The 20,558-nt window shown below is 69.5% G+C and carries 21 protein-coding genes and 2 tRNA genes; 14 read left to right on the forward strand and 9 right to left on the reverse strand.

Annotated elements, in window-relative coordinates:
- Positions 1-8: 8 nt before the first annotated feature.
- Together ABT232_RS10285 and ABT232_RS10290 are read left to right on the forward strand one after the other, a co-directional pair.
- Positions 9-752 (forward strand): DUF3566 domain-containing protein, encoded by a 744-nt coding sequence (locus ABT232_RS10285; protein ID WP_351838591.1) that lies wholly within the window; start codon positions 9-11, stop codon positions 750-752.
- A 111-nt stretch (positions 753-863) separates the two neighbouring features.
- Positions 864-937, forward strand: a tRNA-Ile gene (locus ABT232_RS10290).
- A 162-nt stretch (positions 938-1,099) separates the two neighbouring features.
- Here the strand turns inward: ABT232_RS10290 and ABT232_RS10295 are convergent.
- On the reverse strand, positions 1,100-1,867 hold the full coding sequence (locus ABT232_RS10295; protein ID WP_351838594.1) for an SMI1/KNR4 family protein: 768 nt from the start codon (positions 1,865-1,867) through the stop codon (positions 1,100-1,102).
- 50 nt (positions 1,868-1,917) lie between these two features.
- Here ABT232_RS10295 and ABT232_RS10300 point away from each other — a divergent pair, with 50 nt between their 5' ends.
- On the forward strand, positions 1,918-2,064 hold the full coding sequence (locus ABT232_RS10300) for a TetR/AcrR family transcriptional regulator C-terminal domain-containing protein (protein WP_351838597.1): 147 nt from the start codon (positions 1,918-1,920) through the stop codon (positions 2,062-2,064).
- A 309-nt stretch (positions 2,065-2,373) separates the two neighbouring features.
- On the opposite strand, the gene ABT232_RS10305 is transcribed toward ABT232_RS10300, so the two are convergent.
- Positions 2,374-2,823 carry a DUF6344 domain-containing protein gene (locus ABT232_RS10305; protein ID WP_351838600.1) on the reverse strand — a complete coding sequence of 150 codons (450 nt, stop codon included), beginning with the start codon at positions 2,821-2,823 and terminating at the stop codon, positions 2,374-2,376.
- A gap of 340 nt (positions 2,824-3,163) precedes the next feature.
- Between ABT232_RS10305 and ABT232_RS10310 the strand changes: the two genes are divergently transcribed.
- Both ABT232_RS10310 and ABT232_RS10315 read left to right on the forward strand, forming a co-directional pair.
- The gene (locus ABT232_RS10310) at positions 3,164-3,292 is read left to right on the forward strand and encodes a DLW-39 family protein (RefSeq protein ID WP_003999697.1); all 129 of its coding nucleotides are present in this window, start codon (positions 3,164-3,166) and stop codon (positions 3,290-3,292) included.
- Between the two features lie 112 nt (positions 3,293-3,404).
- Entirely contained in the window at positions 3,405-4,769 is a 1,365-nt protein-coding gene (locus tag ABT232_RS10315; protein WP_351838603.1) for a hypothetical protein, read from the forward strand.
- Between the two features lie 40 nt (positions 4,770-4,809).
- Here the strand turns inward: ABT232_RS10315 and ABT232_RS10320 are convergent, their stop codons facing one another.
- Entirely contained in the window at positions 4,810-6,447 is a 1,638-nt protein-coding gene (locus ABT232_RS10320; RefSeq protein WP_351838605.1) for a serine/threonine-protein kinase, read from the reverse strand.
- Positions 6,448-6,630: 183 nt separating this feature from the next.
- A complete protein-coding gene (locus ABT232_RS10325; protein ID WP_351838608.1) occupies positions 6,631-7,179 on the reverse strand; it encodes a helix-turn-helix domain-containing protein in 549 nt (182 codons plus the stop codon).
- Positions 7,180-7,362: 183 nt separating this feature from the next.
- On the opposite strand from ABT232_RS10325, the gene ABT232_RS10330 reads away from it, so the two are divergent.
- A tRNA-Ala gene (locus ABT232_RS10330) sits at positions 7,363-7,435 on the forward strand.
- 538 nt (positions 7,436-7,973) lie between these two features.
- Here ABT232_RS10330 and ABT232_RS10335 read toward each other — a convergent pair.
- Positions 7,974-8,669, reverse strand: a complete 696-nt coding sequence (locus ABT232_RS10335) for a DUF5324 family protein (RefSeq protein ID WP_351838611.1) — start codon at positions 8,667-8,669, stop codon at positions 7,974-7,976.
- A gap of 240 nt (positions 8,670-8,909) precedes the next feature.
- Here ABT232_RS10335 and ABT232_RS10340 point away from each other — a divergent pair, with 240 nt between their 5' ends.
- Both ABT232_RS10340 and ABT232_RS10345 read left to right on the forward strand, forming a co-directional pair.
- A complete protein-coding gene (locus tag ABT232_RS10340) occupies positions 8,910-9,443 on the forward strand; it encodes a peptidylprolyl isomerase (protein WP_351838614.1) in 534 nt (177 codons plus the stop codon).
- 125 nt (positions 9,444-9,568) lie between these two features.
- The gene (locus ABT232_RS10345) at positions 9,569-10,456 is read left to right on the forward strand and encodes a rhomboid family intramembrane serine protease (RefSeq protein ID WP_351838617.1); all 888 of its coding nucleotides are present in this window, start codon (positions 9,569-9,571) and stop codon (positions 10,454-10,456) included.
- A 278-nt stretch (positions 10,457-10,734) separates the two neighbouring features.
- Here the strand turns inward: ABT232_RS10345 and crgA are convergent, their stop codons facing one another.
- Positions 10,735-10,989, reverse strand: a complete 255-nt coding sequence (gene crgA / locus ABT232_RS10350; protein WP_086767093.1) for a cell division protein CrgA — start codon at positions 10,987-10,989, stop codon at positions 10,735-10,737.
- A 141-nt stretch (positions 10,990-11,130) separates the two neighbouring features.
- Here crgA and ABT232_RS10355 point away from each other — a divergent pair, with 141 nt between their 5' ends.
- The 6 genes from ABT232_RS10355 to ABT232_RS10380 are packed head-to-tail and all read left to right on the forward strand — an operon-like array spanning position 11,131 to position 15,386.
- Positions 11,131-11,910: a DUF881 domain-containing protein gene (locus tag ABT232_RS10355; RefSeq protein WP_351838620.1), complete on the forward strand. Its 780-nt coding sequence runs from the start codon at positions 11,131-11,133 to the stop codon at positions 11,908-11,910.
- Between the two features lie 20 nt (positions 11,911-11,930).
- Entirely contained in the window at positions 11,931-12,677 is a 747-nt protein-coding gene (locus tag ABT232_RS10360) for a class E sortase (protein WP_351838623.1), read from the forward strand.
- 16 nt (positions 12,678-12,693) lie between these two features.
- A complete protein-coding gene (locus ABT232_RS10365) occupies positions 12,694-12,891 on the forward strand; it encodes a hypothetical protein (protein WP_351838919.1) in 198 nt (65 codons plus the stop codon).
- A complete protein-coding gene (locus tag ABT232_RS10370) occupies positions 12,888-13,526 on the forward strand; it encodes an aminodeoxychorismate/anthranilate synthase component II (RefSeq protein ID WP_351838626.1) in 639 nt (212 codons plus the stop codon). The genes ABT232_RS10365 and ABT232_RS10370 overlap by 4 nt, the downstream gene beginning before the upstream one ends.
- The gene (locus ABT232_RS10375; protein ID WP_351838629.1) at positions 13,523-14,620 is read left to right on the forward strand and encodes a class E sortase; all 1,098 of its coding nucleotides are present in this window, start codon (positions 13,523-13,525) and stop codon (positions 14,618-14,620) included. The genes ABT232_RS10370 and ABT232_RS10375 overlap by 4 nt, the downstream gene beginning before the upstream one ends.
- A 13-nt stretch (positions 14,621-14,633) precedes the next feature.
- The gene (locus ABT232_RS10380; RefSeq protein ID WP_351838632.1) at positions 14,634-15,386 is read left to right on the forward strand and encodes a class E sortase; all 753 of its coding nucleotides are present in this window, start codon (positions 14,634-14,636) and stop codon (positions 15,384-15,386) included.
- Between the two features lie 93 nt (positions 15,387-15,479).
- On the opposite strand, the gene pknB is transcribed toward ABT232_RS10380, so the two are convergent.
- From pknB to ABT232_RS10395, 3 genes are all read right to left on the reverse strand, one after another.
- Complete coding sequence (gene pknB / locus ABT232_RS10385; protein ID WP_351838634.1) at positions 15,480-17,468, reverse strand: Stk1 family PASTA domain-containing Ser/Thr kinase; 1,989 nt, start codon at positions 17,466-17,468, stop codon at positions 15,480-15,482.
- 169 nt (positions 17,469-17,637) lie between these two features.
- Positions 17,638-19,110: a peptidoglycan D,D-transpeptidase FtsI family protein gene (locus ABT232_RS10390; protein WP_351838637.1), complete on the reverse strand. Its 1,473-nt coding sequence runs from the start codon at positions 19,108-19,110 to the stop codon at positions 17,638-17,640.
- Positions 19,107-20,543, reverse strand: a complete 1,437-nt coding sequence (locus ABT232_RS10395) for an FtsW/RodA/SpoVE family cell cycle protein (RefSeq protein WP_351838640.1) — start codon at positions 20,541-20,543, stop codon at positions 19,107-19,109. The genes ABT232_RS10390 and ABT232_RS10395 overlap by 4 nt, the downstream gene beginning before the upstream one ends.
- Positions 20,544-20,558: the final 15 nt, after the last annotated feature.

Consider the following 20,558-nt stretch of genomic DNA (forward strand, 5'->3'; position numbering starts at 1 on the left):
GAGTCAGCGTGAGCGGAGCCACGGGCGCCGGACCGGCCGGTACCTCGACGGGTCGTACGACCGGTGAGGCAACGGACGGCGGCGGCCGTGGCTCCGCCGCGCAGGCGACGGACCCGCAGACGACCAATCTGCAGGCGATCAAGTCGCCGAAGCACTCGCCCTCGCCTGACAGGCATGGATCCCAGGGGGGAACTGTGACGGAAACCCGAGGCCCGCAGACTCAGCAGCCGGGGGCCTCGCCGCTGCCGGGAGAACGGCAGCCGCAGCAGCCCTCCGGGCCGTACCACCCGCCGCAGGCCTACCCGGCGCAGGGGCCGGCGGCCCAGGGGCAGGCGACCGGCGCGGTACGCCGCCCGCGCACCGGGGCGCGCACCACCCCGCGGGTGCGCAAGGCACGGCTGCGGGTGGCCAAGGCCGACCCGTGGTCGGTGATGAAGGTCAGCTTCCTGCTCTCGATCGCGCTGGGCATCTGCACGATCGTGGCGGCGGCCGTGCTGTGGATGGTCATGGACGCGATGGGCGTCTTCTCGACCGTCGGCGGCACCATCTCCGAGGCGACCGGCTCCAACGAGTCGAACGGCTTCGACCTCCAGGCGTTCCTGTCGCTGCCCAACGTGCTGCTGTTCACGTCGATCATCGCAGTCATCGACGTCGTCCTCGCGACGGCCCTGGCCACCCTCGGAGCCTTCATCTACAACCTCTCCGCGGGCTTCGTGGGCGGCGTGGAGCTGACGCTCGCCGAGGACGAGTAGCGGCCGGCTCGGTGGGGTCCCAACCCCCGGCGGCCATCGATTTTGGGACTGCCCCGGTCGTGCGCTAATCTTCAGGAGTCAGCGCGCGGGACACACACCGCAGAGCGCGGCGGGGCTATAGCTCAGTTGGTTAGAGCGCATCCCTGATAAGGATGAGGCCACAGGTTCAAATCCTGTTAGCCCCACTTGTACGAAGACCCCCGGTCCGGATGGATCGGGGGTCTTCGGCGTCCATGGGTGACATCAGCCGATGAGCCGGATCTTTCGGAGGTTCGGCGAGCGTCGCGACGGCGGACCGCGCGCAGGGGCCCGCAGGTGTTGGTGCCGCAGGTGTTCCGGCGAAGCGCTCAGCAGCGAGTGACGTCGGGGCCGACCGGAGGCAGAGCCCAGGGCTCCAGCGTGCCGTCGCAGTACTCGGCGAGGAACTGGACGGCGCCGCCTTCATAGTGCCACCAGCCACCGTTTCGAGAGGCGATGGTGACAAGCCACCCCTGCGGGTCGTCACCGGTCGCGCTCCAGAGGAACTTGTCGCCCTCGTTGGACTCCGCCCACGGCAGGAGACCACCCGGTGCCGGATGCGGACGCAGGCCGATGGACATGCCGGCGTCCCACCAGTCCTGGATGACCCCTTCGAGGTCGCCACGGACACCGCGGAGCCAGGAGCGCTCCTCACCCGGCTCCGGAAGGCCGACGAGAAGGAAGTCTCCGAGGGCGAAGGTGGCGTACCACTCGGCGAGGTACTTGTAATCGGCGGGCAGCGCGGTGCCCAGGCCGTCCTCGAGCAAAGCCCAGTCGAGCACGGCGGGCACCGGCCGGCGGTGTTCGACCAGTTCAGGAACAGCGCGCTCCAGCGCCGCGGTCGCCTCTTCGGGTTCCGTGACGCGCCGCACCGGTCTCTGCGTGCCGATCAGATCGTCCGTCATGGCGATCAGCGTGCCAGAAGCCTCTGACATCCTCCCTGGGCCCGCGGCCGGCGCTAACCCGACCAGCCCGCTCAGCCGGGCGGCGATCGTCCGGGAGGCCATGGCGATGCTGGACGCCGAGGGTGCCGAGGTGCTCAGCATGCGCAAGCTCGCGCCCGTCTCGACGCCGGCGCGACCCCGCTGCACCGGCACGTCGCCACCAAGGACGAGCTGATGGAGCCGTCCGTCGACGAGGTCGCCGTGTGATCCACGTACCGCCCGCCGATAGCCCCGACTGGCGGGCCGCCGCGAGCGAGGCCGCCGGGTCCTTCCGGGCGACCGCCCTGCGCCACCCCTGGCTGCCCTCGGTGCTCGCCAGGCGGGCCTGGCCTACCTCGGCCCACGCCTGATGGCTTTCTCCGAGCCGTGCATCGCGGGGCCGGACGCACGAAGGCCCGGCCGTCAAGGGCCGGGCCGCTTCGTGAAGGCGGGTACGCAGTTCGCCGTGGTGGCTCGAGTGGTGCGGGGATCGCGCATCGGCGATGAGGGATCACGAGACCGGAGGGTCACGGGATCAGAGGAGATCAGGAGATCATGGGATCAGGTGTTTCGGGAGAGCGGGCGTCGCGGGCGTCGCGGGTGTGGTGGGCGCCGCGGGGTGTGGTGGACGACGCGGGTGGTGCGGCTGTTGCGGGCGGTGCGGGTCCCGCTGGTGATGCTCAGCGCTGCAGGGGCGTGGCGAACGGTTCGGCCGGCTCGTCCGGTGCGGCGTCGGTGAGGGTGGCGTCCGTCAAGGCGGAGTCCGTGAGGGCGGCGTCGGCCAGGGGAGCGCAGTCGGTGGTCGCGGAGGCCGCGTCGTCGAGCTGGTGGTGGCGGCAGCTCGGGGACTTGCCGTGGGCCTCGGCCCGGATCCGCTGCTTCATCGTGGGGGGCAGGGACCTGGCGTGGGACCAGGCTCCGGGGGACGTCGCCGGTGTCGTGACCGATGGGGTCCGCCCCTTGGAGTCGGTGTCCGTGTCGGTGTCGGTGCCGGCGCCCGTGTTGCGGGCGGTCTCGGTCTGGGTTACCGCCGCGGCGGCGTTCGTGGTGACGAGTCCGAGCGCCGTGCACAGCGCGAGGAAGGCGGTGACGAAGGCGGTCCACAAGTTCATGACCTTGTTCCGGGCCATGGGCCCCTCACTTTCGGGTTGGGCGATTTGCGTACTTTCCTCATGATGTGTATGAGCGCCGCAAAGTGATGGACCGACGCCCATGTCGCGTCGATCGTCGGATGAACACCACTCGAATGGCCGCAAGCGCTGAGAAAAGCGCCGAAACAGGAAGAAAGTGGGGCCTATGTCACCCGTCGTGAAGGTGTGATCACCCTCCGATCGGAACGGGCTGGTCCGCATCTAAAGGGCTGTGCCGGAGGGGAGTTGACCCCGGGGCGCAGGTCACCGATCGATATCGGACGGTGTGTATAGTCGGGCGCCAGAGGTCCCCTACGTCAACGAAAGACGAGGTCGCGCGGTGAAGAAGCTTCTCCTGGTCGCACTGGCCGCCATCGGCGGGCTCCTCGTGTACCGCCAGATCCAGGCGGATCGCGCCGAGCAGGACCTGTGGACGGAGGCGACTGACTCCGTGCCCACGGGTTCGTGATCACCGACTTACCCTTCCGAGCACTCGGAACAGTCTGAACCGACCCCGGCCGCCATTGCGGTCGGGGTTTCGTGTGTGACGGGTGAGGGCGCGTGGGTAAGGGGGGCGCGTGATGAGGTGGCGTACGACGGGTTGGGCGGCGATACTCGCGGCGGCGGTGGCTCTGACGGGGCCGTCGGGGCTCGCCGACGCCGCCGGTTCCGCCCGGTCGGCCGGTTCTGTCGGCACGGCCCGCGCCGCCGATGACGACGGGCATCCCTACGGCTTCGCGCAGACCGCCCGCCCGGTGCCAGGAGCCCCCGACACCACCGACGCCGCGCCTCTGGAGCCGGGCGGCACCTACACGAGCACCCTCCCCGCGAGCGGGTCCGCCTACTACCGGCTCGATCTGGACGCCGACGCCGGCGCGTACGTCTCCGCCACCGCCGTTCCGGATCCCGCCGTTCCCGTCACGGCCTCCGAAGGCATCAGAGTGTCCGTCCAGGACACCGACGGCCGCTCCTGCTCCTCCTTCGACAACGCCACCATCGGCGCCGCCCGCAGCCCGCGTCCGCTCACCGCGTGGGGAGCGCGCGAGACGGACGGAACCCGGCCCCGGTGCGCGGACGCCGGGACGTACTACGTGGTCGTCGAACGCGTCGGCGGCTCCACCGCGGCGGCGGCGCCGCGGCCCTGGGAGCTGGAGCTGGCCGTCGCCACCGAACCACGCCCCGCGCGGACCGACGCCACCAGCGCCCCCGAGGCCTGGGACTCCGCCACCCCCGCACCGCCCACCGACAAGCCCCGCAAGCGGCCCGGCGGCTCAGGGTTCGACGCGGCGGTCCCGGTCGGTCATGGCGTGTGGACCGCCGACATCGAACCCGGCCAGACGCTGTTCTACGAGGTCCCGGTCGACTGGGGCCAACAGCTGTACGCGACCGCCGAACTGGGCAGTGCGAGCGGCGCCGACCGCGGCTTCACGGTCGCCGCGCTGAACCTGGCCCTCCACAATCCCGTGCGCGCCCTGGTCGACGACGCGGGCACCGGCTACGACGGCAGACAGAAGTCCGCCGAGCTCGATCCGCTGCCTCCGGTCGACTTCACCAACCGGTACGCCACCGCCGACCGCGTGAGCGGCATGCGGTTCGCGGGCTCCTACTACCTCGTCGTGCACCTCGCCGCCCAGGTCGCGGACGAGCTCGGCGCCGGGCCGTTCGGCCTGACCCTGCGCGTGCGGGTGGAGGGTGCCGCGCAGGAAGGTCCGCTGTACTCCGGCCGGTCCGTGCCCGAGGGCATCTTCGAGGTCACCGAGGGCGAACGGGAGGCCTCGGCGGCGGGCGGGACGGGCGGCGCGGGCGGCACCGGGGAGAACGGCGCGGTGTTGACGGCGGTCGCGGTGGGCGGGTTCGGGGTGGGGACGCTGATTCTGATGGGGCTCGGGGTGTGGACGGTGCGGGGGAGGCGAGCGGCCCGCAGTTGGCCGGGCGGAACCCGGTAGCGGGCGCACCGGATGAGGGAGAGCGGGATGCGTGCTCGCCTCACATCTGGCTGAGCGCCCAGAACCCTGCCGCGTAGCAGGCCAGCGCGAGCAGGAGCAGCGGGATCGCCACCTTGGAGGACGGCCGGCCGGGGCGGCGGACCGCGGCGTGCGAGCGGCGCCGGGAAACTCGTTGCGCGGGGAGTGGAACCTGCGGGTCGCGAGCGGTGTACGAAGCAGTAGAGGCGTCGTCGAACCGCGGGCGGAACTCGGGGGGCGGCGGAGTGGGAGTGGGGGTGGGAGTGGCGTCCGGCTGCTGGGCGTGCTGGGCGTGCTGGGCGTACGGGGTGTGCGGGGTGTGCGGGGTGTGTGATCGGGGGGAGAGGACATGGGTGGGCTCGTGGGACGCCTGAGGGGGCGGCAGGTGGAAGCTCCCGGTGTCCGACATGCTCAGGGGCTGCGGGGGAGTGGGCTGCTCGAAGGCTTGCTGGGCCTCCTGGCCGTGGTGCTGGGCTTGTTGGTGGGGCGTCAGAGGCGCGAGAGGGCTTCCGGGACGTTGGGGCTGCCGGGGCAGCTCGAGCATCTGCGGCGGAGGAGGTGCCTGGGGCGTCTGGGGTGCCTGGGGCGTCTGCGGTTTGTGGGATGGCGTGTGGACAGGCTGGGGAGCTTGTGGGGCCTGCTGCCGGGGATCTCTGTGGGAGTCCTCGCCGGTCGGCGCGGCGCCTGCCGAGGTCCCGGCAGGTTCGTCTCCGGCCGGGAACCCGCCGCCCGGTGTCCGCGTGGTCGTCTCGCCGGCCCTCCGCAACCCCGGTGCCACCCTCAGTGGGCCCTCGGGGCCGAATCCGTCCGGCAGCGGGCCGAGTTGGTCGAAGATCTCGATCAGCTCGTCGTCAGGACCTGGTTCCGGCAGGAGCTCCACGGCGGAGGCCAGCGCCTTGCGCGCCCCGGTGGCCGTGCGGAAGCGGGCCTGCGGATCCGGTTGCAGCAGCGTCGCGACGACCTGCCACAACGGCTCGGGAACCCCCTTGGGCGCTCCAGGCGTCCCGTGCTCGGCGAAGTACTCCACCAGCGCCTTGGCGTCGGGCTTGGCGCCCTCCAGCAGGTACAGCGCGACCAGTCCCACGGCGAACAGGTCCGCCGGGAAGTCGGGCTCGGCGCCCATCATCTGCTCGGGCGCCAGATAACCGGGCGTCCCCACGACGAGGTTGGTCTCGGTCAGGCGGGGTTCGCCGAACCGCATGGCGATGCCGAAGTCGGACAGCCGCAGCTTCGGCCGAGCGGTGCCGGTGGCCTCCAGCAGCACATTCGCGGGCTTGATGTCCCGGTGCACCACACCTTCGGCGTGCACGGCGGAGAGCCCGGACAGCAGCTGGTCGATCAGGGTGCAGACGAACGCCGGCGGCAGCGGGCCGTAGTCGCCCACCAGATGAACCAGCGAGCCACCGCGCACCAGGTCCATGGTGAACAGCACTTTGTCGTCGTCGGCGGCCCAGCTGGCGGGTGCCAGCACATGCGGGTGGTCGATCCGCAGCGCCTGCTCACGTACGAAGCGGAGCAGCGAGTGCGCGTCGCTCTGCTGGAGGACCTTGGCGGCGACGTAGCGGCGGCGCCGGTGGTCCCAGGCGCGCCAGACGGCGCCGGTCCCTCCGCGCCCGATCGGGTCGACCAGTTCGTACCGACCGGCGAAGACCTCACCCATCGCTCTGCGTCGCTCCTCCCCGTCGATCCCCCTGGTGCGCTGCTCCTCGGATACCCCTGTGGTGCTCCCCCGTCGCGTTCCCCCGACGTCCGGCGCTCCCCCGTGCCCTCGCCGTCGGGTCCGTGCTCCCCCGTGCTGTCCCCGGGCCCGGCTGCCGCACCCCTCGGCGACCGGGCCGACGGCTCAGTTCTGGTGGGACTGGTAGTGCGTGACCGCGTCGGAGGTGCGGCCCGCGCCGTAGACCCGGAGGAACTCTGCCAGCTCCGGGTGGGTCGGGGCGAGGGTCTCCGCGGCATCGATGATGTCGCCGGCGGCCGCCACCGAGCGCAGCAGTGACTGGATCTCGCGGACCACCCGCTTGACCGTGGGCGCCCCCGAACTGGTCGTCGTCTGCGTGGTGTTGCTGAGCACCGAGCCCCCCTGTGACTTCTTGATCTCTTCCATGCGCTCGGTGGCCTCCGCCGCGCTCACGCTGCCGTCCGCGACCTGCGCCGCCAGCTCCTGAAGCAGCTGAACCCGCTGCACCACGGCCGGATTGCCGATCTTCGCCCGCTGACCGCTCATCAGCTGCGACAGCATCGGAGCGGACAGTCCCAGCACCCCCGCGAGACGAGCCTGGTTGAGACCAAGATCGTCGATGAGCTTACGGAAGAGCGCCCCCAAAGGCTCCCCGTACCAGTTCCGCTGCAGTTCCCGCGCTCTTGCGGTGGCTTCCTGCTGTGCGGCGTCCATTGCGTCTCCCCATCGCTTCCCCAAAAACCGTGGTTCGCTGTAGCGAACCACGCCGAGCATCTTACGGAGAGTGGTCGTTCACGGGGACCCCCCAATCTTTTTGCGAGATACCGGGGGCGACCCGCTACTCTGGTCTGCGGCGCCTGCCGGTGCGATGTTCCGTCGGCCGGGCGTCTCCCTTACGGGGCCTTAGCTCAGTTGGTAGAGCGCCGTCTTTGCATGGCGGATGTCAGGGGTTCGACTCCCCTAGGCTCCACAGCAGGAAAGCCCCTCCTCCTTGCGGCAACGCAAGGAGGAGGGGCTTTCGCGTGAGCGGCGGGCGTGGGTCTGCACTCCCGGAATCGGGTGGATGGTGTCCACACCGATCCCCGCGACGGCCGGCCGTCGGCGCCGCCTGCCCGCGCCGCCCGCCCGCTCCGCCCGCGGGCCCGATCCCCGGCGCACCGACCGGCGCTGCCCGCTCCTCCCGGCCCCCTCCGGCTTCCTCCGGCTCCCCGCGAAGCAGCAGGTCATGGTCGGTCCACTCGGCCGCCGGGGCCACCCTCACCGTCCGGCGGCCCCGCCCGGATTCCCTCCCCGACCCCGGCTCGCAGATGCAATCGGGTTACGTTTGCCTGGTCGAACCAAACGCGCTATGACGCAACCCACGCTGCGCCCGTACTTGGCTTTAGCGAACGTTCCCTGAGCTGTGTCCGCCCCGACCGGTTCCACGTGAAACACCCACACACGACTGTGGGGCAGAAGAGTGTGAACTCCTCTGCCCCACCACGGCATTCATCGTGCAGACGCCGTAGTCAGCCACGCTCGTCCCGGTCGGCGGCCTCCTCGGCTTCCTTGGCCTGGACCTCGGGGTCCAGTACGGCCGGGCTGCCGTCCACCGACGTCAGCCGACCGGACTCGGGCACCTCGGTCGCGGCGGGCGGCTCGACCAGCCAGTCGGGGTTGGCCTGCTTGTCCCACCACTTCCAGGCGGCGACGGCGCCGGCCGCCACGATGCCCGCCACGGCCAGGACCTTGAAGGCGCGTCCGGCCTTGGCGCGGCGTTCGTGCTTGCGGACCAGTTTCTGGATCTCCTGGGGCGAGATCTGGCCGCGCAGTGCGGCCAGTGCGGCAACGCCTCGCGCCGTCGCCTCGTCCTTGACGGGCCCGGCCACGGCCACTGCCTGCTCGATCCTCGGCCGGGAGTATTCGGCTGCCTGCCGCGCGACCGTGCGCGTGCGGTAGGCGGCCTCATGGGCGGCGTGGTCGACCTTCGGCGGCACATGCGAGCGGGCCTGCTCCAGACGTGGTGCCACAAGCACCGCGTACTGGGTGCGGGCCTGCCCGGCGGCCTGCGAAACCTTGGGCGCGAGGCGCGTGCGTGCCTCTTGCGCGTAGTGCGCGGCCCTGTCCTTGGCCGTGTCGGCGTAAGGCGCCACCACTTCCGCGGCGTGCAGCACGCTGTCCTTCGCCGAGCCGGTCGCGGCGCGCACGCTGTCGATGCGGGTCACGGGTTCCTCCTCCTCGGTGGCGTACGGTATTTCGACTTTCCACCCTTTTACGGATCATGCCTGTCCGAGCGAGGTACGGCATGCGAGGACGGGCATCCGGGTCACTCCCGCCACACGAGGAGCGCAATGCGGGACGAATCCGGCGTAACGGGAGCTTGTCGTCGACAATGCCACGGATCGCCGCTCGGTGCGGTCCGTGCGAGGATCGGGGAGCAAAAAGAAGACAACGGAAGGCAGATCGTGGCTGAGCAGCTTTACGCCACCCTGAAGACCAACCACGGCGACATCGAGGTCCGGCTCTTCCCGGACCACGCGCCCATCACGGTCAAGAACTTCGTGGAGCTCGCGCAGGGCGAGCGTGAGTGGACCAACCCGGCCACCGGTGAGAAGTCCACGGCCAAGCTGTACGACGGCACGGTGTTCCACCGGGTCATCAGCGGTTTCATGATTCAGGGCGGCGACCCGCTGGGCAACGGCACGGGCGGTCCGGGTTACCAGTTCAAGGACGAGTTCCACCCGGACCTGCGGTTCGACAAGCCGTATCTGCTGGCCATGGCCAACGCCGGCCCGGGCACCAACGGCTCGCAGTTCTTCATCACCGTCTCCCCGACGGCGTGGCTGAACCGCAAGCACACCATCTTCGGTGAGGTCGCCGACGCGGCCGGCCAGAAGGTCGTGGACAGCATCGCGAGCACTCAGACCAACCCGCGCACCGACCGTCCGCTCAAGGACGTCGTCATCGAGTCGGTCGTCATCGAGACCCGCGAGGGCTGAGACCGCCGCGGGGCCACGGCGGCCGACGCGCCGCGAGGTCCGAAGCGTCCTGAGGGAACCAAACGCCCCTTCCGTCCGTAAGGATGGAAGGGGCGTTTCTCGCTTACGACGACGTAGGGGACCTCATGGACCAGGTGTCGGAAAGTCCGCAGGAAGCGCACAAGCTGCCCGGCTGCTACCGCCACCCGGACGTCGAGACCGGTGTGAGCTGCACCCGCTGCGACCGCCCGATCTGCCCCGAATGCATGGTCAGCGCCTCCGTCGGCTTCCAGTGCCCGCAGTGCGCCCGCGGTGACTCGGGCACCGGGCACGCTCCTGGCGCCGCCCGGCCCCGCACGCTCGCCGGGGCGCCCGTGGCCCGTGATCCCCGTCTGGTCACCAAGATCCTCGTCCTGCTCAACCTGGCGGTGTTCGTCGCCGTCCAGTTCTCCGCGCCGCTCCTCGGTGATCTGGTGCTGATCGCCGAGTGGCCGCCGGCGCCCTGGCAGGCGACCGAGGGTGTCGCCCAGGGCGAGTGGTACCGCCTGGTCACGGCGATGTTCACGCACGAGGCGGTCTGGCACATCCTCTTCAACATGCTGAGCCTGTGGTGGCTCGGCGGTCCGCTGGAGGAGGCGCTGGGCCGGGTCCGCTATCTCGCGCTCTATCTGATCTCGGGGCTGGTGGGCAGCGGCCTGGCGTATCTGCTCCAGCCGACGACCACGGCCTCGCTCGGCGCCTCCGGCGCGATCTTCGGCCTCTTCGGCGCCACCGCCGTCCTGATGCGCCGGCGCAACTACGACATGCGCCCGCTGATCATCCTGCTGGTGATCAATCTGCTGGTCACCTTCAACCCGGCGTTCAACATCTCCTGGCAGGCCCATATCGGCGGCCTGATCGGCGGTGTGGCCGTCGGCTACGCCATGGTGAACGCCCCGCGCGAGCGGCGGACCGTCCTGCAGTACGGCACCTGTGCGCTGGTGCTGGCCGTGGTCGTCGGCATGACCTTGCTGCGGACGGCCCAGCTCACCTGAGCACCCCTCCTCGACCCCTGAGCGCGAGTTGTCCACAGCGTGTGCCGGATCTTGTGCACAGGGTGCGGGAACAGGTGTGCCCCCTGTCACCGACCCGTGTTTTCGCAGGTCAGGCAGGGGGCGAACAAACATTCGGGTGCCGGTAGTTCCGTCACACCGGCGTCAACCCTCAGTGAGTTATCCACAGATCGTCTTTCTTTTTCCCCACTGTGGAAAACCGCTGTGGATAACTCAGTGGATAGCCCTGGGCAGAGCTGTGTTCACTGCCCGGCAGCCGGCTACTTCCACTGGGTCGAGACGCCGAATCCGGCCGCGATGAACCCGAAGCCGACGACGATGTTCCAGTTGCCGAGCGCGTCGATCGGCAGTGAACCGTCGGTCACATAGAAGACGACGATCCAGGCCAGCCCGATGAGGAACATCGCCAGCATCACGGGCGCGACCCAGGCGCGGCTGTTCAGCTTGATCGCGGTCGCCTGCTTCGCCGGCGGCGGCGTGTAGTCGGCCTTCTTGCGGATACGTGACTTCGGCACGAGGGTCTCTCCTGTCGATGCGCTGCGTGGCCGCGCAGGGAACTGGGTCAGGCTCGGGGCAGCGTACAAGGGGACTCTTAGTGCTCCCCCGGGCGTCCGTTAGCGTAGTGCTTCCGCGGCGCCGAAGGAGATAAGGGTACGTTGAGCAATTCTGCCGACTCCCCCCAGTCGGGATCCAGTGCTGCCCGGCGTGGATCCTTCCGGCCGGTACGGCTGCTCACGGTGGCCGTCTTCGCTCTCGCGGGGCTCATTTTCTTCACCAGTTTCCACACGGCCAAGGGCACCAATATCCGCACGGATGCGTCCTTGCTGAAGCTTTCCGACCTCATTCAGGAACGCAGCCACAACAACGGCGAACTGGACGAGTCCAACGCGACGCTGCGCGACCAGGTCGAGGCCCTCGCCGAGCGCGACGACGGCAGCACCGAGGCCGAGGACCGGAAACTGGCGGCCCTGGAGAAGAAGGCGGGCACCCAGAAGGTCACCGGCGAGGCCCTGACCGTCACCCTGAACGACGCCCCGCCGAACGCCACCGCCAAGCTCCCCGGCTATCCCGAGCCGCAGCCCGACTACCTGGTCATCCACCAGCAGGACCTCCAGGCCGTGGTGAACGCCCTGTGGCAGGGCGGCGCCGAGGGCATCAAGGTCATGGACCAGCGGCTGATCTCCACCAGCGCCGTCCGCTGCGTGGGCAACACCCTGATCCTCCAGGGCCGCGTCTACTCACCGCCGTACAAGATCCAGGCGGTCGGTGATCCGGAGAAGCTCCAGCAGGCGCTCTCCGAGAGCCCGGCGATCCAGAACTACATGGTGTACGTCAACGTCTACGGCCTGGGCTGGAAGGTCGAGGAGAACGGGACGGTGACTCTTCCCGGCTACTCGGGCACAGTGGACCTGCACTACGCGAAGCCCGTGGAGTAGAGCCCGCCCAGGAGCCGCCGGTGCGCGTGATCGTCAGGACCGTCAGCGAGCTGTGCGTCACCCTCGGCACCGTCATCGTGCTCTTCGTCGTCTACGTGCTGTTCTGGACCGGCGTGCGCGCCGAGAACGTCATGGACGCGCAGATCGACGAGCTTCGGGAGCAGTGGGCGCGGGAAAGCGCGCGCCCCGGCGCACCGGGAGCCGCTTCGACCTCCGATGCCTCCGCGAGCTCCTCGCGCTCCCCCCGTTCCCCGAGCTCCCCGAGCTCCCCGAGCACCCCGAAGCCGAGCCCGTACCGCGCCGGCAAGCCCTTCGCGATCATGTACATCCCGCGTCTTGGTTTCACGTGGAACAAGCCGGTACTCGAAGGCACCACCCCTGGCACCCTCGAGAAGGGCCTCGGCCACTACCCGGCCACCGCCCGGCTCGGACAGCCCGGAAACTTCGCCGTCGCCGGCCACCGCCGCACCCACGGCGACCCCTTCAAGGACTTCCCCGAGCTGCGCCGCGGGGACGCGGTGGTGCTGACCGACGGCACGACCTGGTTCACGTACCGGATCGACAAGGGCCCCTACAAGACGGTCCCCAGTGATGTCGCGGTGGTCGATCCGGTCCCCCGCGCCTCCGGCTACACCCGCCCCGGCCGCTATCTGACCCTGACCACCTGCGAGCCGGAGTGGGGTCACAGTCACCGGCTGATCGTCTGGGCGCATCTGGACTCCACACAGCCTGTGGAGGCAGGCGAACCTGAGGCCCTACGCCGTTAGTCTGGTGCCGTACGGCGTGAGTCTGGTGCCGTGGTACGACGGAAGGGACGGCATGTACGGCTGGATCTGGCGGCATCTGCCGGGGAACGCGTGGGTCAAGGCGCTGATCTCACTGGTACTGGCGCTTGCCGTGGTCTACGTCCTCTTCCAGTACGTCTTCCCATGGGCCGAACCGCTGCTTCCCTTCAACGATGTGACGGTGGACAACCAGTGAGCGCGCGCATTCTCGTCGTCGACAACTACGACAGCTTCGTCTTCAACCTGGTCCAGTACCTGTACCAGCTGGGCGCCGAGTGCGAGGTCCTGCGCAACGACGAGGTGTCCACGGCGCACGCCCAGGACGGATTCGACGGTGTCCTGCTGTCGCCCGGCCCCGGCGCCCCCGAGCAGGCCGGTGTCTGCATCGACATGGTCCGCCACTGCGCGACGACCGGAGTGCCGGTCTTCGGCGTGTGCCTCGGCATGCAGTCGATGCAGGTGGCCTACGGCGGTGTCGTCGACCGCGCGCCCGAGCTGCTGCACGGCAAGACCTCGCTGGTCGAGCACGAGGGCAAGGGCGTCTTCGCGGGCCTGCCGACGCCGTTCACGGCGACCCGGTACCACTCGCTGGCCGCCGAGCCGGCGACCGTGCCGGACGAGCTGGAGGTCACCGCGCGCACCCACGACGGCATCGTGATGGGCCTGCGTCACCGGGAACTGCCCGTCGAGGGCGTGCAGTTCCACCCGGAGTCGGTCCTCACCGAGCACGGGCACCGGATGCTGGCCAACTGGCTGGTGGAGTGCGGCGACCACGGAGCGGTGGCCAGGTCCGCGGGGCTCGCCCCGGTGGTGGGCAGGGCCACGGCGTGACCGCACTGCGCCCCGAGCGCGAGAGCTCCTCGTACGGGCATCAGCCCTACGAGGAGTCCGGCGCGCTCGGGGACGGGTACGGGTACGCGGAGCCGGCGTATGTGCCGCCCGCGGACGACGAGACGGTGGCGCTGCGGATAGCGGATCCGCTCGCCAAGCCGATACCACCGGCCGCAGAAGCCTCAGTGGACTCGAGGACCTCGGCGGACTCAAGGGCCTCAACGGCCTCTCCTGGCACCGGAGGTGCCGCGGGCACCGGAGCCCCGCCAGGCGGCCGTGCGGCCCGCAGAAAGGCCGCCAAGGGCCGCCACGGGCGCCGCCGCAAGGGTGCGGCACCGCCGCCCGCAGAGGAACGGGAGCAGCGGGCTCAGCGGGCCCCGCTCTCCCGTGTCGAGGCCCGCCGACTGGCGAAGGCCCGCAGACCCAGCGCCGGTGTGATCGCCAGCCGGGTGATCGGCGAGGTGTTCATCACCACCGGCGTGCTGATGCTGCTGTTCGTCACCTACCAGCTGTGGTGGACCAACGTCCGGGCGCACGCCCAGGCCGGCAGCGAGGCGAGCCAGCTCCAGGACGACTGGGCGAGCGGCAAACGCAACCCCGGCAGCTTCGAGCCCGGACAGGGCTTCGCCCTCCTGCACATCCCCAAGCTGGACGTCGTCGTGCCGATAGCCGAGGGCACCAGCAACAAGAAGGTCCTCGACCGGGGCATGGTCGGCCACTACGCCGAGGGCGCGCTGAAGACGGCCATGCCCGACGCCAAGACCGGCAACTTCGGGCTCGCCGGCCACCGGAACACCCATGGCGAACCGTTCCGCTACATCAACCGGCTCCAGCCCGGCGACCCGATCGTCGTCGAGACGCAGGACACCTACTACGTGTACAAGATGGCGTCGGTCCTTCCGGTGACCTCGCCCAGCAATGTGAGCGTCCTCGATCCGGTCCCCAAGGGCTCCGGGTTCACGGCGCCCGGCCGCTACATCACCCTGACGACATGCACGCCGGAGTTCACCAGCAAGTACCGGTTGATCGTCTGGGGCAAGATGGTCGAGGAACGGCCGCGCAGCAAGGGCAAGCCGGATGCGCTCGTCAGTTAAGGGCAGATGAAACGTGGCAGCGACCACCGACGACACCGAAGAGCAGACCACGGCGCCCGGGACCGCGCCCGCGCGGCCGCGCCGCCGCCCTGGGCGGATCGCGGCGGCGGTCAGCGTCTTCGGAGAACTCCTGATCACGGCGGGGCTGGTCCTCGGCCTGTTCGTCGTCTACTCGCTGTGGTGGACGAACGTCCTCGCCGACCGCAAGGCGGAGCAGGAGGGTGACAAGGTCCGCGACACCTGGGCCCATGAGGGCAGCGGCGGCCCCGGCGCGCTGGACACCAAGGACGGCATCGGCTTCCTGCACGTCCCGCAGATGAACAAGGAAGAGATCCTGGTCAAGAAGGGCACCGCGACCAAGATCCTCAACAACGGTGTGGCCGGCTACTACACCGACCCGGTCAAGGCGACCCTGCCGACCAGCGGCAAGAACGGCAACTTCACCCTCGCCGCCCACCGCGACGGGCACGGAGCCGAGTTCCACAACATCCACAAGCTTGAGAAGGGCGACGCGATCGTCTTCGAGACGAAGGACAAGTGGTACGTCTACAAGGTCTATGCCACCCTCGCCGAGACCTCGAAGTACAACGTGAAGGTCCTCGAAGCGATCCCCAAGGAGTCCGGCCGGAAGAAGGCCGGCAAGTACATCACCCTCACCACCTGCACCCCGATCTACACCAGCCGCTACCGCTACGTCGTCTGGGGCGAGCTGGAGCGGGTCGAGAAGGTGGACGCGGACCGCACGCCGCCGAAGGAACTGCGCTGACCCGCGCATCGAAGCCGAGACCCGGATGAAGCCGAAGGCCCGGCCGCCCCTGAAGGGGTGGCCGGGCCTTTCGCCTGGTGCCGGTGCGGCGGTCTAGCCGTTGCCTCCGAAGAGGCCGCCGTTGTTGCCGCCGTTGTTGTTGCCGCCGAAGCCGACCGTGGTGAGCGTGATCTGCGTGCCGGCCGGGTTGTCGGTCTTCTTGTCGCTCTTCGGGTCCTGGTCCGTCACCAGCGCGGCGTCGCTCTGGTCGCTGCCGTTCGCGAACTGGATGTTCGTGAAGCCGGCCTGGTTCAGGATCTGCTTGGCCTCGCCGACCGAACGACCGCGGACGTCCGGAACCTGGACCTCCTGCTTCTTCAGCTTGCCGACCCGGATGGTCACCGTGGAGCCCTTGTCGACCGACTGGCCCGCCGCCGGGCTGGTGTCGATGACCTTGTCCGCCTGGTTCGCGTCCGTCGTCTCGACCTCGGTGCAGGTACCGGTGAGGCCGTTGGCCTGCATCTGCTGCTGCGCCGCCTCACAGGTCTGACCGGTGACGGACGGGACGATCGACTTCGCCTCTTCCTTGGCGACGACCAGGGTGACGGTGGAGCCCTTCTCCACTTCCTGGCCGGACACCGGGTCCTGCTCCAGGACGGTGCCGGGCTCCTCCGGCGACTCCTTGGTCTCCGTCTTCACCACGAGGTCGTACTTGTCGCTCTCCAGCGTCGCCTTGGCGTCCTCCAGGGCGTCGCCGATCACACTCGGCACCGCGACCTTGGGCGCGCCCGTGGAGAGCACCAGCTCGACCGTGGAGTTCTTCTTGACCTCGGTGTCCACGTCCGGGTTCTGCGAGCAGACCTTGCCCTTCGGCTGCTCCTCGCACGGCTTGGAGGTGAAGGTCAGTTCCAGGTCGGCGTTGACGCCCAGTTGCTTGGCGTCGGCCTCCGTCTGTCCGACGAAGTTCGGCACCTTCACGGTGTCGTTGCCGACTCCGCCGCCGCCGAACGCCCACTTGCCGATCAGGATCGCGCCGACGAGGACCAGGACCGCCGCGACGACCAGCAGGATCGTCGAGGTGCTGGACTTCTTCTGGCGGCGCCGGTCGGGGCGGTCGTCGTAGCCGTAGCCGCCGTCGTCCGGGTTCATCGGGGGCAGCATCGAGGTGGCGCCGGCGTCGGTGGGACGCAGGGCCGTGGTCGGCTGGTCGTCGGGGTAGCCGCCGTAGCCCACGGAGCCCATCGCGGCGGTGGCCGCGACCGGGGCGCCGTCGAGGCAGGCCTCGATGTCGGCGCGCATCTCGTCGGCCGACTGGTAGCGGTAGTTCGGGTCCTTGGTCAGCGCCTTGAGGACGATGGCGTCCATCTCCGGCGTGATCTCCGGGTCGAACACCGACGGCGGCTGCGGCTCCTCGCGCACATGCTGGTACGCGACCGCGACCGGCGAGTCGCCGACGAACGGCGGGCGCACGGTCAGCAGCTCGTAGAGCAGGCAGCCGGTGGAGTAGAGGTCGGACCGCGCGTCCACCTGCTCGCCCTTGGCCTGCTCCGGGGAGAGGTACTGGGCGGTGCCGATGACGGCCGCGGTCTGCGTCATCGTCATCCCGGAGTCGCCCATGGCGCGCGCGATGCCGAAGTCCATGACCTTGACCTGGCCGTTGCGCGTCAGCATGACGTTCGCCGGCTTGATGTCGCGGTGCACGATGCCGTTGCGGTGGGCGTACTCCAGGCCCTGGAGGATGCCGATGGTCATCTCCATGGCGCGCTCCGGCAGCAGCTTGCGGCCGGAGTGCAGCAGCTCGCGGAGCGTGGAGCCGTCGACGTACTCCATGACGATGTACGGGATCGAGACCCCGTCGATGTAGTCCTCGCCCGTGTCGTAGACCGCGACGATCGCGGGATGGTTGAGCGAGGCGGCCGACTGGGCCTCCCGGCGGAACCGGGCCTGGAAGGACGGGTCGCGCGCGAGGTCCGCGCGCAGCGTCTTCACCGCCACCTGGCGTCCGAGCCGGGTGTCATGCGCGTGGTAAACCTCCGCCATGCCACCACGGCCGAGCACCGGGCCCAGCTCGTACCGGCCGCCTAGGCGACGCGGCTCTTCCATAGCTTCCTACCAGCCCTCTCCGTCGGTCCCGACCGCCGCACTGGGGCGGTCGGAGGCTGCCGTCCGGGCCTACCGTACCCGGCTCGCTCTCTGTGACCTGGCCAAGCCCGTCACCCGATACAGGACCGGTATCGCAACGTGCACCGATGTGAGGGGGACGTGATCGGGGTCACTTCCGGTCGCCGATGATCGCCTCCATCACGCTCTTGGCGATGGGCGCCGCGAGACCGCCACCGGAGATGTCTCCGCGGTCGGCGGCCTCGTCCTCGACGACCACGGCGACAGCCACCGGCGAGCTGCCGTCGCTGAGCTTGGCGTAGGAGATGAACCAGGCGTACGGCTTCTCGCTGTTGTCGACACCGTGCTGAGCGGTACCGGTCTTGCCGCCGACCGTGACGCCCGGGATCTGCGCGTTCTTGCCGGTGCCCTCGTTGACGACGGTCTCCATCATCGACTGGAGGATCTGGGCGTTGTCCTCCGACAGCGGCCGGCTCAGCTCCTCCGGGTCGGTCTGCTCGATGGTGTCGACGTTGGGCGCCTGGAGCTTGTCGACCATGTACGGCTTCATCAGCTTGCCGTCGTTGGCGACCGCGGAGGCGACCATGGCCATCTGGAGCGGGGTCGCGGCGGTGTTGAACTGGCCGATGGAGGACAGCGCCACCTCGGACGGGGCCATGTCCTCGGAGAAGACGGAGGCGTTGGCGCGGACCGGCGTGAAGTGCTCGCTGGTGAAGCCGAACTTCTTGGCCTGCTCCAGCATCTTGTCGTTGCCGAGGTCGGAGCCGACCTTGCCGAAGACGGTGTTGCAGGAGTACCGCAGCGCGACGCGCAGGGTCGCGTTCTCGCAGGGGATGTTCCCCTCGTTCTTCAGCACGGTCGTGGTGCCCGGCATGGTCCACGGCAGCGGCGTCTTCGTCTTCTGGTCCGCGTCCGTGTACAGCCCGTTCTCCAGCGCGGCGGCCGCGGTGACGACCTTGAAGGTGGAGCCCGGCGGGTAGGTCTCGCGCAGCGCCCGGTTGAGCATCGGGTCGTCGGGGTTGGCCTTCTTCTGGAGCTTGTTCCAGGCCTTCGCGTCCTCGTCGGAGTAGCCGGCGATCGTCGACGGGTCGTACGACGGGTACGACGCCAGCGCCAGGATCTTGCCGGTGGACGGCTCGATCGCGGCGACGGCACCCTTGCCGCGGCCCTTCAGACCCTCGTACGCGGCCTTCTGCGCGGCGGCGTTGAGGGTGGTGACGACGTTGCCGCCCTCCTTGGCCTTGCCGGTGACCATGTCGAGGGTGTTCCGGAAGAACAGCCGGTCGTCGTTGCCGGTGAGGATCGAGTCCTCCAGGTTCTCCAGCTGGTTGGTGCCGAAGGCCTGGGAGGCGTAGCCGGTGACGGGCGCCCACATGGGGCCGTCCTTGTAGGTCCGCACGTACTCGAAGTCGCCGCTGGAGGCTTCCTTGGACCCGGTGATGGCCTTGCCGTCGACGATGATGTCGCCGCGCGGGGTGGCGTAGCGCTCGATGGCGACCCGGCGGTTGTCGGTGTCCGTGGCCAGCTCGTCCGCGCGGACGTACTGGAGCCAGTTGTCACGGATCAGCAGGGTCAGGACCAGCAGCCCGCAGAAGATCGCGATCCTTCGCAGGGGCTTGTTCACGGGCGGACCACCTGGGTCATCTCGGCGTCGGGGTTGGGGGCGGGGGACGGCGCCGGGCGGCGCGCGGTGTCGCTGATTCTCAGCAGGATCGCGATGAGGGCCCAGTTGGCGATCACGGACGAGCCGCCGGACGCCAGGAACGGCATGGTCATACCGGTCAGCGGGATCAGGCCCATGACGCCGCCGGCGACGACGAACACCTGGAGCGCGAAGGCGCCGGAGAGACCGACGGCCAGCAGCTTGCCGAAGGGGTCGCGGGCGGCGAGGGCGGTGCGCACACCGCGTTCCACGATCAGGGCGTAGACCAGCAGGATCGCCATCACGCCGGCCAGGCCCAGCTCCTCGCCGAAGGTGGCGAGGATGAAGTCGGAGTTGGCGGCGAACCGGATCAGCTCGGAGTGGCCCTGGCCCCAGCCGGTGCCGAGGGTGCCGCCGGAGCCGAACGCCCACAGCGCCTGCATGGCCTGCTCGGAGTGGCCCTCGACGCCCTGGCGGGAGAGCATGTACTCGCGCATCGGGTCGAGCCAGGCGTCCACACGCTGCTGGATGTGGTGCTCGAACGAGGCCACGCCGACCGCGCCGGCCGCGGACATCAGCAGACCGAAGACGATCCAGCTGGTCCGCTCGGTGGCGACGTACAGCATGATCACGAACATGCCGAAGAACAGCAGAGAGGTACCGAGGTCGGTCTCGAAGACCAGGATGAGGATCGAGATCGCCCAGACCACCACGATCGGCCCGAGGTCGCGGCCACGCGGCAGGTAGAGCCCCATGAAGCGGCGGCTGGCGAGCGCCAGCGCGTCCCGCTTGACCATCAGGTAGCCGGCGAAGAACACCGCGAGGACGATCTTCGCGAACTCACCGGGCTGGATGGAGAACCCGGCGATCTGGATCCAGATCTTGGCGCCGTACAGGTCCTTGCCGAGGCCCGGCACCAGCGGCAGCAGCAGGAGCAGCAGCGCGCCGACCATCGAGATGTAGGTGTAGCGCTGAAGAACGCGGTGGTCCTTCAGGAACACCATCACCGCCACGAACAGCGCGATGCCCATCGCCGTGTACATCAGCTGCCGCGGCGCGGCACTGCCGGCCTGCCCGATCGACTGCAGCAGCTCCGACTGGTCCAGCCGCCAGATCGCGACCAGACCCAGCCCGTTCAGCAGCGTGGCCAGCGGCAGCAGCAGCGGATCCGCGTACGGCGCGAACTTCCGTACGACGAGATGCGAGATGCCGGCCAGCAGACCGAGGCCCAGGCCGTAGCTCAGCAGCCCGGACGGCACCTCCTCGTTGATCGCGAGCCCTACGTTGGCGTACGCGAAGACCGGGATGATCACCGCGAAGACCAGCAGGGCCAGCTCGGTGTTGCGGCGGCTCGGCGTGCCGATGGAGCCGATCGTGGACGTGTGGTGCGTCGGCGTGTTCGTAGTACTGCTCATGATCTGACAGGGCCT

It is taken from the genome of Streptomyces sp. NPDC001532 (assembly GCF_040298625.1).
Lineage (GTDB): Bacteria > Actinomycetota > Actinomycetes > Streptomycetales > Streptomycetaceae > Streptomyces.